Below are 12,357 nucleotides of genomic sequence, written 5' to 3'. Positions count from 1 at the left end.
ATGCCGAATCGAGAACGGAGCGGCCCGTCCCACCAGCCCCCTCATCCCGGGATGCGGGCGCGGAGCGGCGGCAGCGACGCGGCACCTCAGGATGAGGTTGTCGGTTGGGATAACCGGCACGATGTAGGCTCAGGATAGATTCGTGACCGACACCCCAAGCCTCCTGCGCGCGGCCCGCGCACCCCGCGAGACCCAATCCGCCGGCCTGGAGCCGTTGGCGGTGCTGCCGGTGTTCGTGCCCCTGCGCGGCAAGCGGGTGGTGCTCGCCGGATCCTCGGGTGGGGCGCCCTGGAAGGTGAAGGTCCTGGCCGCCGCGGGCGCCCATGTCGACGTCTACGCGCCTCAGCCCAGCGACGAGCTGCGCGCGGTGCCGAACGAGATCGTCGACGGCAGCGTCGATCTTCACGAGCGTGCCTGGACGCCCGACGACCTCTGGGGCGCGGCCTTCTGCATCGGCGCCATGGAGGACGAGGCCGACTGCGTCGCCTTCGTGGTCGCAGCCCGCGGCGCCGGGGCCATCGTCAACGCGGTGGACCGACCGCACCTGTGCGACGTCAAGTTCGGCGCCATCGTCAACCGCTCGCCGCTGGTGGTCGGCATCTCCACCGAGGGCGCGGCGCCGGTCTTCGGGCAGACCGTGCGCGCCCGGATCGAGGCGATGCTGCCGCGCGGGTTCAGTCGCTGGGTGGGGGCCGCCCGCGACTGGCGGGACGGCGTCACCGCCCGGTTCCACGGGTTCAGCGAGCGGCGCAGCTTCTGGGAGCGCTTCACCGATCGCGCCTTCGCGGAGCCGGACCGCGCCCCGACGCAGCAGGACCTCGCCGAGCTGCTCGGCGAGACCGAGGCGGCGCCGAAGGGCGGCGCGGTGAGCCTCGTCGGCGCCGGTCCGGGCGACGCGGAGCTGCTCACGCTCAAGGCCCTGCGGGCGCTGCGCAATGCCGACGTGATCCTGTACGACGACCTCGTCGCCCCGGAGATCCTGGACTATGCCCGCCGCGAGGCGCGGACCATGCTGGTGGGCAAGACCGGGCACGGCCCGTCCTGCCGCCAGGACGACATCAACGCGCTGATGGTTCAGCTCGCCCGCACCGGCAAGCAGGTGGTGCGGCTGAAATCCGGCGACCCGCTGGTGTTCGGCCGGGCCGGCGAGGAGATCGAGGCTTGCCGGGCCGCGGGCATCCCCGTCACCGTGGTGCCGGGCATCTCGGCCGCGCAGGGGGCCGCAGCGGCGCTGGGCCTGTCGCTGACCCACCGCGACGCCGCCCGCCGCCTGCAATTCGTCACCGGCCACGACCGCCGCGGCGCCCTTCCGGACGACCTGAACTGGGGCGCGCTCGCCGATCCGAGCGTGACCACCGTGGTCTACATGCCCAAGCGCACCTTGCGGGCGCTGCTCGCCCGGGCGGTGGAGGAAGGGCTGGCACCCGCGACCCCGGCGCTGCTGGTGTTCAACGTCAGCCGCCCGAATCAAGCGTCGCTGCGCGGCACCGCCGCCGACCTCGCCGACCATGTCGAAGCCGCCGGCCTCGACGGACCGGCGCTGCTGATGGTGGGCGAGGCATTCTCGGAGACACGGGCGGCGGTGCCGGACGAGGCGGCGCCGGTGCGGGTGGCGATCTGAGCCCGAGGGGTGGCGTTTGGCGAGTCGAAATGCAGTACCGAATCCGGTATCGAATTTCGGAGGCAGAACGGAATCCTTCGGAGCTTGAGATGCAGGCCGTGCTGGCGAACGTAGCCGTGAGCGTGTCGGATCTGAAGAAGAGTCCCGCCGGCGTGTTGAGTGAGGCGCAGGGCGAGACGGTCGCGATCCTCAACCACAACCGGGTCATGGCCTACATGGTCCCTCCGGCCGCCTACGAGGCGATGATGGAGCTGATCGACGACGCCGAGCTGGCTACTTTGATCCGGGCGCGATCCGGCGAGGTGCCGGTGAAAGTCGCGCTGGATGAGCTATGAGCTGCAATTCCTTCCCTCCGCTCTGAAGGAATGGCGCAAGCTCGGCGACACCATCCGCCAGCAGTTCAAGGCCAAGCTCGCTGAGCGGTTGGAGACACCCCATGTCCCGGCGGACAGGCTGCACGGCGCAGAACTGAAGGATTGCTACAAGATCAAGCTGCGCGCCGCCGGCTATCGCTTGGTTTACCGAGTCAGCGATGCAGCGATGCAGCGATCACGGTGACCGTGATCGCTGTCGGCAAGCGCAGCCGGGACGACGTGTACCGGACGGCGCAGAAACGATGACTCAGCCGGGGGTGGAGTCACGATCCAGCATTGGCAATGCCGAAGCAATCACGCCCATAGCTTTTGCTGGCCGGCGTGATCCGCGGTAGAATAATCGCATGTCATTTGACTCGACCTTCTACGGCCGAGCTTTGGGGCAAAGTGCCGCGATCCGCGAGCTGAGCTGGATCGCGCTTGTCGATCATCACGAGACTGAGGACGGGCACATCCTGCCAGCCGGAAGCGAGGGCACGATCGTCGGGACCTGGGCGCGGGGGGCGGCCTACGAAGTCGAGTTCACCAAACCCTTCGCGGCCCTCATCACGTTCAAACCGGACCAGTTCCGAGTCACGGCGGAACCGATCTTTTGATCGGCTCCCGTGTTCCCTTCAGGAACGTGCTCGTTCCGCACGAGAAGATCGTCCACTACCTGCTCGATCTGGCGCATCCGGACGGTGGATCCAAAGCCACATTCTTCAGTGCGCCCGGCTTCCGCCCGGACGATCCGAAGGCACTGGCCGACGCCCTGCTTGAACGTGTCGCCACGAACCCGGTCGTCAGTATCCGGCACGGACGCTCCGGCGCTCAGCTCGCCGTCGAGGGCCGCATGCCGATGCCGGATGGCACGAGCCGCAACGTCCTGTCAGTGTTGCGCCATCAGGAAACGGGCGACGGCGTCTTCGTCACCGCCTATCCGCAGAGCTAGAACTGCACGGACGGCTCAGGTTTCGCCGGCCACGAACGCCCGCATCAGGTAGTTGGCGATCGCCATGGGCGGCGGGGACTGGATGCCCTCGGGGTGGGTGCCGGCCAGCATGGCGGCGACCGCGGCGCGGTCGAACCAGCGGGCGTCCTCCAACTCGCTCGGGTCGGTGACAATGTCGCCGTCGAGGGCCTCAGCGGCGCAGCCCAGCATCAGCGAGGACGGGAACGGCCAGGGCTGCGAGGTCCGGTATGTGACCGCGCCGACGCGGATCCGCGTCTCCTCGAACACTTCGCGGCGCACCGCGTCCTCGATGGTCTCGCCGGGCTCCAGGAATCCGGCGAGGCAGGAATACATGTGGGGGCGGAAATGGGGGCCGCGCCCCAGCAGGCAGGTCTCACCCCGGCGCACCAGCATGATCACCACCGGGTCGACCCGGGGGAAGTGGTGGGCGTTGCAGGATGGGCATTCCCGGCGGAAACCCCCGGCCTTCGCCGCGGTGGCCGTGCCGCAATTGGCGCAGAAGCCGTGTCGGGCGTGCCAGTCGAGCATCGACTTGGCCACCGCCAGCAGACCCAGTTCCTCGGCCTCGACGGCGGATTCGGTGGCGATGGCGCGCAGGTCGAGGGTGCGGGTCCCGCCGGCGGCAAAACCCTCCGCGGCCTCGGCCGGCGCCGACGCGGCGAAGACCGGCCGCCCGTCCCGATGGCCCAGGAAGATGCGCGTGTCGGACAGGTCCGGCGCCTCGGCCGGGGTGATCAGCGCGGTAGACCCGCGCAGCACGATCCGGTCGCCGCAGATCACGACGAGGCGTGCGTCCGGTGCATCGAACGGAGGCACCGCCTCCTCGGGCTGCTCCGCCGAGTGCCGGTCGAGGCGGTTGCGGACGAAGCCGAGGGTGTCGCGGGGATCGGTCATACGGGTTCAAGCCGCGGAGAACAGGGTGCCGGCGCGCTCGATCAGCTGGGCGCGGGCATGGAACGGATAAGGTTTTCGGCTTTCGAAACCCCAAACCGGGCCCGGCCAGGCCGGGTCGGAGCGGAACCGGCCGACCACGTGGACGTGGAGTTGCGCCACGACGTTGCCCAGCGCCCCGACATTGACCTTATCGGGCTTCGACAGCGCCTGCATCACCCCGGTGGCGATGCGGATCTCCCGCCACAGCGCCGCGGCGTCGGCCTCGGACAGGTCGGTAGTCTCGGAGACGTCCGGCCGGCGCGGCACCAGGATCAGCCAGGGGAACCGGGCATCGTCCATCAGCAGCACGCGGCACAGAGCGAGGTCACCCACCTCGACGGTGTCGGCGGCCAGGCGCGGATCGAGGGCGAAGGCGGACTCGGTCATAACTCGAACCTGTAGCGCAGCCTGGACCGCGGCGCGCCTGCCCGATGCGCGGATCAAGAACGCAGCCGCAGCAACGCAATCGTCAAAAGGAAGGCACCGCCCCCTGACGGCCCACCGCGATCGTGCCGACAGAGAGGGTCCCGTCCGACCCGGACTGGGCGAACAGGGTGACGGCCGCGCCCGGTTCGAGCAGGGCCTTCTCACCGGGAGCGATGGCGGTGACCGGGGTCCCATCCGGCACCGAAAAGCTCGCCTGGCCGCCGCCGTAACCCAACGTCAACCGGAGCGGGCGCCCGCGCTGAAGGTCGGCAACCCAGCCCGCCGTGAGGGTCGCGCCCGGGTCGGTATCCCAAGGCTGGGTCCCAGCCTCGAAGCCGCGCTCAGAGGGGGAATACAGCGTCACGGCCTTGGCCCGAACCGGCTCGGCGCCGGGCGTAGCCAGAACGCTGACGTAGCTCTCGGGCTTGATGTTGCGCAGGGCCGCCTCAGTCACGGCGAAGACGCGGGTCCGGGGGTTCATTCGCAGGGTCAGCGTGCTGCCGCCGGGCCGGCGGATCTGGATCCGGTCGGCCTCGGCCCAGTCTACGATGCCGCGGAACCGCACGGTGGTCGTCTGCGCCCGGACGGCGGTCGCACCGGCGACCATCATCAGGGCGGCGAGGAGGAAACGAGTCGCGAATGTCGTCACGGTGATCCTGATCCGGCTGCCGTGGCCGAACGCCAGGCGCGCGCGGCGGTTCCGATCACCGTCAATGCGCCAGCAGCACCGGCATGTCGGCATGGGCCAGGACGTGGCTGGTGACGCCGCCGAAAATCATCTGGCGCAAGCGGCTCTGGGTGTAGGCGCCCTTGATCAGCAGATCGCAGCCAAACGCCTTGGCTTCCGCCAAAAAGGTCTCGCCCGGCGCGCGCCGGCCGGACGGAAGAGAGCGGTGCGAGGCCGCCACGCCCTCGCATGCCAACGCCTGGGCGAGGTCCTGTGCGCTCGGCCCCGGAACCATGCCGCCCTCGACGCTGAGCACCAGCACCCGCTCGGCCCGGCGCAGGAACGGCATCGCGAAGGCCACCGCCCGGGCGGTCTCGGTGGAGCCGTTCCAGGCGATCAGGATCGCCTCGCCGAGTGACGTCGGGGCGACCGGTGGCGCCAGCAGGATCGGCCGGCCGCCCTCGAACAGCGCGGTCTCGAAGGTGGTCATCCGCGGGGCGTTGTCGGTGGTCCCCGGGCGTCCGACCACGGTGGCCGAGAACAGCCGGGCGTATTGGCCCAGGAACGCGTCGCCGGTGGGCACGTCCTGCCGCCAGCGGTAGCGCGGCCCGGCATCCGCCACTTTCTCGGGGATGCACAGGCCGTCGCGGGCGTGCCGCGGGATCCCGGCCGCATCCATGAAGGCGACGAAGCGGCCGCCGGCCTCCTCGGCCTCGGCGCGGTCGGCCTCCTCGTCGCGCAGCCAGGTCATGCCGCCGACCATGTCGACGGGGACGTACTCGGCGAGCGCCGGGCGCAGGGACACGCCCTCAATCAGGCTGCCGAAGCGCGACGCCGCGAGCCGCGTGGTCTCGAACACGGAGGTCAGGCCGTCGTGCATCGCGACGGGTACGAGCAAGGTCTTCATCGCGGCATCCTCCTCCGGTGCGCGAGGCTAATCCGCCCGAGGCCCGGTGGGAACCGGGGCTGGGACGGGGCGCACACCGTTTTGCGCGGCACCGGGATCCAGGCGGTCGCGCGCCCAGCGGCTCAGCGGCCGCTCGACGAACCGGTGGACCAGCAGGGCGGCCGCGACGCTGCCGACGAGCATCGCGGCGACGCTGCCCCAGGGGTGCAGGATCGGGGCGAGGCCGAGCCGCAGCAGCGCCTCGCGCCCGAGGCGCAGCGCGAACGGGTGGACGAGGTAGAGCGCGTAGGAGGCGTTCCCGAGCATCACGAGCCCCCGCGCGGGCGCGGGCAGCGCTCGGATCTCCGTGGCGTCCCGCTCCGGACCGAGGGCGGCGGCCACCAGCAGCGCCGACGGCAGGCCGACGAGCAGCGGGCGCAGGAACCCATCCGCGGCCCCGTCGCCGCCGAGCAGGCGTGCGGCCAGGGCCAGGCCGAGAATCCCCGTCACCCCGAGCCCGAGGCGAAATGCGGATCCAGGCCGAAGCCCCTCCCGATGGGCGAGGGCGAGCCCGGCGCCGAGCAGGAATTCCAGCACGATCGGGTTGGCCCAGAACCGGATCGGCACCGGCAGCCCGGGCACGAGCGCACCGGCGGTCACCAGCAGCACCAGGGCCAGAGCGAGCCAAATCACGGCGCCGCGCCGGCCGAAGCCCAGCCCGAAGGCGAAGAGCCCGTAGAAGAACGCCTCGTAATTGAGGGTCCAGCCGAGGCCGTAGAGGGGCTGGATGGCGCCGTCCGGCCGGGCCGCCGGCCAGAACAGGAACCCGGCCAGGATCGTGCCCGGCTCGCCGACGAGGGCCGCGGCATCGCTCAGCCATTCGGGGCGCGCGAGGGCGAGGGCCAGGACGATCAGGCTCACCAGCCAGTACAGGGGCACCACCCGGGCGACGCGGTGCGCCAGGAAGCGGGCCCGCCCACCCGGCGCCCCGAACAGCCGGCCGCTCGCATGGACGATGACGAAGCCCGAGATCACGAAGAACAGGTCGACCCCGCCCCACCACGGCAGGAGCGTACCGGGATCGAGGGTCGGGCCGGCGCCGCGCGCAGCCAATAGCCCGGCCTCGTGCCGTGCGTGATGCCAGACCACCATCAGCGCCGCGGCGGCGCGCAGGACCTGGATTCCGAACAGGGTCACGGAGCCTTCAGCACAAATGGAGTTCCTCAAATCCCAGGTTCTCAGCAGAAAACGGCAGGAACCATAAGCCGATAGCCCCGTTGTCGAACCAATTCGCGAACGTGTCGCCGTACGGTTTCGGCTGCGAGATCTTGGACCTTCGACGAGGTCCGGACCTTTGCTGGCCCCGCGGGCCGCTTCGCGTCTTCAACACGTACTCGAGGTTTTCATGCTTAAGAACTACGCTGCTGCGTCCGCGCTCGTCCTGGCGCTGTCGACCCCCGCCTTCGCGCAGGGCGCCAACGATTTCCGTTTGCAGTCGATGCAGGCGAACGCCTTCGAGGTCCAGTCCTCGCAGATCGCCCTGTCCAAGTCGCGCAATCCCAAGGTGCGGTCGTTCGCCCAGGAAGTCATCCGCGACCATCGCGCCGCCAACGTGGCGCTGGCTGGCGGCGAGAACAACTACATGGCGGCTCGTGACGAAGGCCTCGGCGGCCTCGTGACCGCCCCGCTGGCCATGGCGGGCGGCGCTGTCGGCGCCGGCGTGGGCGCGGCGACGGGTGTGGTCGGCGGCACCCTTTCGGGCGGCCCGGTCGGCGGCCTTCAGGGCGTCGGCACGGGCGCGGCCAACGGCGCGGCGGCGGGCAGCCGCCTCGGCCGCGGCGATGCCATGGCCACCGGCGCCTCGACGGTCGTCCCGCCGAGCCCCGAGCAGCAGGCGATGCTCGCCGAGCTGTCCGCGACCCCGGCCGGCCCGCGTTTCGACCGTCTCTACGCCAGCCAGCAGATCCAGGCGCACCAGATGACGATCGCCATGACCCAGGCCTACGCTCAGGGCGGCCCGAACCCGGCCCTTCGCAATTACGCCCAGCAGGCCCTGCCGGCCCTTCAGATGCACTACGACCACGCCCAGCGTCTCCCGGGCGCGATGTGATCTTTTAGGATCGCCCGGCTTCGGCCGGGCGGCACGGCGAGAGGCGGCAGGCGCGAGCCCGCCGCCTTTCTCGTGTCTGGTCGCGACGAAGATGTCCTGCCTTGGACACTCCCACCCCCGCGCCCTCATCCTGACGCCGGCGGACTTCGAGGGATGAGGGGAAGGTTTGGATATCTGGCGTGCGGATACGTCGCCCCGCGGAGCCCCTTCCAGTCAAACCAGCCTATGAGCCGAGTTCGACCGGATCGCGATCGCGCCCGGTGCTCCGCCTCGAAGCAGCCCCTCAGTCGCAGGCCACCGCGGTCGGCAGGATCTTGCGGCCGGCATCGTCCACCGCCGGGTGGAAGTCGCCGGTCTCCGGATTCCGTACCAGCAGCACGCCGTTGGCGACGCCGAAATGCGCGCCGTGGATGTTGAGCCGGCCGTCCTCGACCCGCTCTTTGATGAACGGGAAGCTCAACAGGTTCTCCATGCTCTGGCTGACCATGGCGTGCTCCATCCGGGTCAGGTAGTCCGGCGCGCTCGAATCGCCGGCCTTAGCCTCCGCGGCGCCCACCAGAGAGACCCACTTGCCGATGAAGTTGCTGCTCGAGAGCGGCGCGGCCTTGTTGGCGAAGGCCTTGATGCCGCCGCAGGTGGCGTGGCCCAGCACGACGATGTGCTTCACCTCGAGCGCCTGGACCGCGAACTCGATGGCCGCCGAGGTGCCGTGATAGGCGCCGTCCGGCTCGTAGGTCGGCACGATGTTGGCCACGTTGCGGATCACAAACAATTCACCGGGGCCGGCATCGAAGATCGCCTCCGGGGCCACGCGGCTGTCGCAGCAGCTGATCACCAGGATCTGAGGCTCCTGGCTCTGAGCGAGCTGCGCGAAGCGCCGCCGCTCGGTGGGAAACCGGTCGGCCAGGAACGCGCGGTAGCCCTCGGTCAGGAATTCAGGGAACATGCCATCTCCTTCAGGTTCGGGATCTTCGCAGGTGCGAGATCCGCATCAGTGATCGTGCCAAGTCAGAACGCGCGGCCGGGGCGGAATAGTCCCGGCCGCAAGATCGGCTGCGAGATCGGCCAGCCCTGCCGGCTCGACGCGCTCGCCGCTCGCCTTGAGTTCGGCCAGCGGCCACCAGCGGGTTCCGATCACCGGGTTGTCCTCGGTCTCGGCGAGCCGGCTGGTATCGATCCGGTCGTCGGGTAGGCGGGCCAGGAAGTAGCGCTCGCGGGCGTCCCGCGATTGGCGGAACAGGTGGAACGGGCCGTCGCAGGCCGCGACCTGCGGACCGATCGCGACGTCGTCGCGTCCGATCTCCTCGCCCAGTTCCCGCCGGCAGGCGGTGACGTGATCCTCGCCGGGCTCCAGGCCGCCACCGGGCATGAACCAGAAGCGGAGCGGCTCGCCGTCCGGCCCCCTGGCGTGGACGGAGGCGTAGGCGATCAGCAGGATTCGGTCCTGCGGGTCGAGGACGATCGCCCGGGCGATGTGGCGGATCGCGGGTGTGTTCGGTTCGCTCATGCAATTGAGCTAGAGCGCGGCCCCCCGGACGGACACCGCTCTGCCACGATCACCAAGTTGTGAGCGATCGCGAGACCTTGCTGTAGCGGCTCACGGCACACGCGCGGCCGGCGCCCAGATCACCATCGGCAGACCGTACGCATCCCGCTCCAGCGGGTCCGGCAACGGCACCGCGCGGCCTTCGAAGATGTCCCGGGCCACCACCAGGGCGGCGAGGGCGTCGAGATGGTCGTCGGCGGGCATGCCCTTCGTGCGGGCCTCGATCAGGGCGACCGGCAGGCCCGCCGCCGCCAGCAGGCTCCGGCGCAGCGCATGGCCCTCGCGGGCCCGGGCACCCTTCTTGGGCAAGCCGAGGGGCCGGAGACCGTTCAGGGCGTGGAAGGCGACCTCCGGGTGGACCTCGTGGACGCGCGCCAGCGCCTCCGGCCGCGCCCGCAGCAACGTGTCCACCGCGCGGACATAGCGGAAGATGTTGTAGCCCTGGATCGAGGGCGCGACGGGCGGGTCGCTCGTCGCCCGGGCGATGGCCTTGGCCGCGTCGTAATCCGCCGCGTAGACCGCCGCCCGGGCCGGCATCGGGAAGACGGACGAGCGTGCCGGGCCGAGTCTGAGGCGGGCGGCCCTGTCGGCGCCCCGGCCGCCGGAGAAGATCCGGTCCGGCAGGCCGATCGGTATGTCGATGCCGACGATCAGCGGCTGCTCCGGCGCGTCGAGGAGCGCGGCCACGTCGGGGAACAGGGCACAGCGGTGCCGGCCGGGATCGTCGAGGTCGAGGAGCGCCCCCGCCCAGGCGCCCCGGCAGCCGTCCAGCCCTGCGACCCAGCGCGCCATCCCGTCCCCGCATCCCGCGATGCGTTCTTGCCCGGGACGCGGTGGAAAGCTATCGGCCACCCGAAGGGCATTGCCGCCGGCCCGGGAGAAGCGTGATGAGCGAGATCCGTCCCCGCCGCAGCGTGCTTGCCATGCCCGGCTCCAACGCCCGCGCCCTGGAAAAGGCGCGCACGCTGCCCGCCGACGTGATCCTGATCGACCTGGAAGATGGCGTCGCGCCGGAGAAGAAGGCCGAGGCCCGCGCCCTCGTGGCCGCCGCGGTCTCGGGACCGGGCTTTGGCCGGCGCGAGGTGGTGGTGCGGATCAACCCACCCGAGACCGAGGACGGCGAGGCCGACCTTGCGGCGCTGGCCGGCGCCGGCCCGGACGCGATCCTAGTGCCGAAAGTGCGCAGCTCCGACGCGCTGATCATGGTGGGCGCCCGCCTGCGCCGGCTCGGGGCGCCCGCGGCGACGCGGATCTGGGCGATGATCGAGACCCCGATGGCGGTGGTGAACGCCGCCGAGATCGCCGGGGCCGCCCGGGACGTGGACGGAAGGCTCGCCGCCCTGGTCATCGGCCCCAACGACCTCCTGAAGGCGGCGCGGATCCGCCCCCCCGGCCGGGCCGCCCTGGTGCCCTGGCTGATGACTGTCCTGGCCGCCGCCCGGGCCTACGAGATCGAGGCGATCGACGGGGTCTTTTCGGGACTCGACGACGCGGCCGGATTCGAGGCGGAATGCGCGGAGGGCCGCGACCTGGGCTTCGACGGCAAGATGCTGATCCACCCGAGCCAGATCGGCCCGGCCAACGCCGCGTTCGGGCCCGACGCGGCCGAGATCGCGGAGGCCCGCCGGGTCGCCGCGGCCTTCGACGCACCGGAGACCCAGGCCCACGGGGTCATCGCGCTGGACGGGCGCATGGTCGAGCGCCTCCATGTCGAGGCCGCACGGCGCACCCTGGCCTTGGCCGAGGCAATCGAACGGCTCGGCGCGTGAACGAGCTCCCCGAGGTCGGCCTGCGTCTCCTCGACCCGCGGCTGCCTGGCTGGGGCTTCCCGCGCTGGGGCTCGGCGGCGGCGGCCGGGCTCGACCTCCACGCCTGCCTGGACGCGCCGCTGACGCTGCCGCCCCGGGGCGCACCCGCCCTGATCTCGGCGGGCTTCTGCGTGCTGATCCGCGACCCCGCCTGGTGCGGCCTGATCTTCCCGCGCTCCGGACGCGGCCATCGCGACGGGCTGGTGCTAGGCAACGGCACCGGCGTGATCGACGCGGATTACGAAGGCCCCCTGATGGTCTCGGCCTGGAACCGCGACGACGCGCGGCCGATCCGGATCGAGCCGGGCGACCGGATCGCCCAACTGGTCTTCACCCGCGTGACCCGGCCGGTCCTGACCGTGCTGGACGACGCGCCCGGATCGGGCTCGGGCCGTGGGGCAGGGGGGTTCGGGTCGAGCGGGCGGTAGGCGACGCGCGTCCGATCCCGAAACCGCGCAAGAACGCCAGGCATCCAGATTTCCGCCCCATCCCATCCAACCACTTCTTCCTGAGACGCGCGCGCAGCGGGGCTCGAAGGAGGCTTCCAGGGATCACAGAGGCTTCTGGAGGGCTCCTTCGAGTGCTACGCTTTGTTCCGCCAGATCAGGACGAGAACGAGAATTAAATATCATGTTTTTTCTCCACTAATTTCCAATCGAGAAAAGCCGATTGAGATATTAAATTATTTTACCTCTCAATATTGAGTGACAATAAATTGCCATACTAACAGCTTGAAATTTATATAATCTAATTTTTATTTCTTGCTTGAGAATTTCGCCGCTGGTAGCCGCGATCCGTTGACGCAACGATGATTCCCACGCCGATCCGCTTGCGGAGAGAGGAACCGGTCGTCGACTCAATGCCTCGACTTGATCGGCGCCCGGAAATTCATGACCTGCACATACATCCGCCACGTCGTACCTTTGACAACGCTCCTCCTGACTACGAACCACGCTGCGTTCGCGCAGGACAGCACGGGTCGCACCGCACAAGCGGTCCAACTCGACACGCTCTCGGTCGAGGCGCGCAACCCC

The 12,357-nt window shown here is 70.2% G+C and carries 15 protein-coding genes and 1 pseudogene; 8 read left to right on the top strand and 8 right to left on the bottom strand.

What is annotated here, in order from left to right:
• Positions 1-142: 142 nt before the first annotated feature.
• From cysG to FV233_RS00675, 5 genes and pseudogenes are all read left to right on the top strand, one after another.
• Complete coding sequence (cysG, locus tag FV233_RS00695) at positions 143-1,621, top strand: siroheme synthase CysG (protein WP_147896334.1); 1,479 nt, start codon at positions 143-145, stop codon at positions 1,619-1,621.
• A gap of 89 nt (positions 1,622-1,710) precedes the next feature.
• Entirely contained in the window at positions 1,711-1,956 is a 246-nt protein-coding gene (locus FV233_RS00690) for a type II toxin-antitoxin system Phd/YefM family antitoxin (protein WP_147856309.1), read from the top strand.
• Positions 1,946-2,241 (top strand): annotated as a pseudogene (locus FV233_RS00685) (type II toxin-antitoxin system RelE/ParE family toxin). The gene FV233_RS00690 and the pseudogene FV233_RS00685 overlap by 11 nt, the downstream one beginning before the upstream one ends.
• Before the next feature lie 98 nt (positions 2,242-2,339).
• The gene (locus tag FV233_RS30085) at positions 2,340-2,591 is read left to right on the top strand and encodes a DUF4926 domain-containing protein (protein WP_187277834.1); all 252 of its coding nucleotides are present in this window, start codon (positions 2,340-2,342) and stop codon (positions 2,589-2,591) included.
• Positions 2,588-2,926, top strand: a complete 339-nt coding sequence (locus tag FV233_RS00675; RefSeq protein WP_147896333.1) for a DUF6883 domain-containing protein — start codon at positions 2,588-2,590, stop codon at positions 2,924-2,926. Before FV233_RS30085 ends, FV233_RS00675 begins: the two co-directional genes overlap by 4 nt.
• 15 nt (positions 2,927-2,941) lie before the next feature.
• Here the strand turns inward: FV233_RS00675 and nudC are convergent, their stop codons facing one another.
• The 5 genes from nudC to FV233_RS00650 all read right to left on the bottom strand — a co-directional run bounded on the left by nudC (position 2,942) and on the right by FV233_RS00650 (position 7,056).
• Positions 2,942-3,841, bottom strand: coding sequence for an NAD(+) diphosphatase (nudC, locus tag FV233_RS00670; RefSeq protein ID WP_147856306.1), 900 nt, complete (start codon positions 3,839-3,841; stop codon positions 2,942-2,944).
• A gap of 6 nt (positions 3,842-3,847) precedes the next feature.
• Positions 3,848-4,267 (bottom strand): HIT family protein, encoded by a 420-nt coding sequence (locus FV233_RS00665; RefSeq protein WP_147856305.1) that lies wholly within the window; start codon positions 4,265-4,267, stop codon positions 3,848-3,850.
• 82 nt (positions 4,268-4,349) lie between these two features.
• Positions 4,350-4,955 carry a hypothetical protein gene (locus tag FV233_RS00660; RefSeq protein WP_147856304.1) on the bottom strand — a complete coding sequence of 202 codons (606 nt, stop codon included), beginning with the start codon at positions 4,953-4,955 and terminating at the stop codon, positions 4,350-4,352.
• A 61-nt stretch (positions 4,956-5,016) separates the two neighbouring features.
• Positions 5,017-5,880 (bottom strand): universal stress protein, encoded by an 864-nt coding sequence (locus FV233_RS00655; RefSeq protein WP_147856303.1) that lies wholly within the window; start codon positions 5,878-5,880, stop codon positions 5,017-5,019.
• Positions 5,881-5,907: 27 nt separating this feature from the next.
• Complete coding sequence (locus FV233_RS00650) at positions 5,908-7,056, bottom strand: acyltransferase (protein WP_187278024.1); 1,149 nt, start codon at positions 7,054-7,056, stop codon at positions 5,908-5,910.
• Between the two features lie 208 nt (positions 7,057-7,264).
• Between FV233_RS00650 and FV233_RS00645 the strand changes: the two genes are divergently transcribed.
• On the top strand, positions 7,265-7,969 hold the full coding sequence (locus FV233_RS00645; protein ID WP_147896332.1) for a DUF4142 domain-containing protein: 705 nt from the start codon (positions 7,265-7,267) through the stop codon (positions 7,967-7,969).
• Positions 7,970-8,252: 283 nt separating this feature from the next.
• Here FV233_RS00645 and FV233_RS00640 read toward each other — a convergent pair whose 3' ends face one another.
• The 3 genes from FV233_RS00640 to FV233_RS00630 all read right to left on the bottom strand — a co-directional run bounded on the left by FV233_RS00640 (position 8,253) and on the right by FV233_RS00630 (position 10,307).
• Complete coding sequence (locus FV233_RS00640; protein WP_147856742.1) at positions 8,253-8,915, bottom strand: carbonic anhydrase; 663 nt, start codon at positions 8,913-8,915, stop codon at positions 8,253-8,255.
• 45 nt (positions 8,916-8,960) lie between these two features.
• Positions 8,961-9,476 (bottom strand): NUDIX domain-containing protein, encoded by a 516-nt coding sequence (locus FV233_RS00635; protein ID WP_147896331.1) that lies wholly within the window; start codon positions 9,474-9,476, stop codon positions 8,961-8,963.
• 90 nt (positions 9,477-9,566) lie between these two features.
• Positions 9,567-10,307 (bottom strand): DUF429 domain-containing protein, encoded by a 741-nt coding sequence (locus tag FV233_RS00630; protein WP_147896330.1) that lies wholly within the window; start codon positions 10,305-10,307, stop codon positions 9,567-9,569.
• Positions 10,308-10,402: 95 nt separating this feature from the next.
• On the opposite strand from FV233_RS00630, the gene FV233_RS00625 reads away from it, so the two are divergent.
• Complete coding sequence (locus FV233_RS00625; protein ID WP_147856743.1) at positions 10,403-11,284, top strand: CoA ester lyase; 882 nt, start codon at positions 10,403-10,405, stop codon at positions 11,282-11,284.
• Entirely contained in the window at positions 11,281-11,751 is a 471-nt protein-coding gene (gene dut, locus FV233_RS00620) for a dUTP diphosphatase (protein ID WP_147896329.1), read from the top strand. Before FV233_RS00625 ends, dut begins: the two co-directional genes overlap by 4 nt.
• Positions 11,752-12,357: the final 606 nt, after the last annotated feature.

The organism is Methylobacterium sp. WL7 (assembly GCF_008040085.1).
GTDB lineage: Bacteria > Pseudomonadota > Alphaproteobacteria > Rhizobiales > Beijerinckiaceae > Methylobacterium > Methylobacterium mesophilicum.
This window is presented reverse-complemented; position numbering and strand designations above follow the sequence as displayed.

Coding starts and splice junctions, on each gene's coding strand:
- FV233_RS00690 (WP_147856309.1), top strand. CDS start 1,711: ATGCAGGCCGTGCTGGCGAACGTAGCCGTGAGCGTGTCGGATCTGAAG.
- FV233_RS30085 (WP_187277834.1), top strand. CDS start 2,340: ATGTCATTTGACTCGACCTTCTACGGCCGAGCTTTGGGGCAAAGTGCC.
- nudC (WP_147856306.1), bottom strand. CDS start 3,841: ATGACCGATCCCCGCGACACCCTCGGCTTCGTCCGCAACCGCCTCGAC.
- FV233_RS00665 (WP_147856305.1), bottom strand. CDS start 4,267: ATGACCGAGTCCGCCTTCGCCCTCGATCCGCGCCTGGCCGCCGACACC.
- FV233_RS00655 (WP_147856303.1), bottom strand. CDS start 5,880: ATGAAGACCTTGCTCGTACCCGTCGCGATGCACGACGGCCTGACCTCC.
- FV233_RS00645 (WP_147896332.1), top strand. CDS start 7,265: ATGCTTAAGAACTACGCTGCTGCGTCCGCGCTCGTCCTGGCGCTGTCG.
- FV233_RS00640 (WP_147856742.1), bottom strand. CDS start 8,915: ATGTTCCCTGAATTCCTGACCGAGGGCTACCGCGCGTTCCTGGCCGAC.
- FV233_RS00635 (WP_147896331.1), bottom strand. CDS start 9,476: ATGAGCGAACCGAACACACCCGCGATCCGCCACATCGCCCGGGCGATC.
- FV233_RS00630 (WP_147896330.1), bottom strand. CDS start 10,307: ATGGCGCGCTGGGTCGCAGGGCTGGACGGCTGCCGGGGCGCCTGGGCG.
- FV233_RS00625 (WP_147856743.1), top strand. CDS start 10,403: ATGAGCGAGATCCGTCCCCGCCGCAGCGTGCTTGCCATGCCCGGCTCC.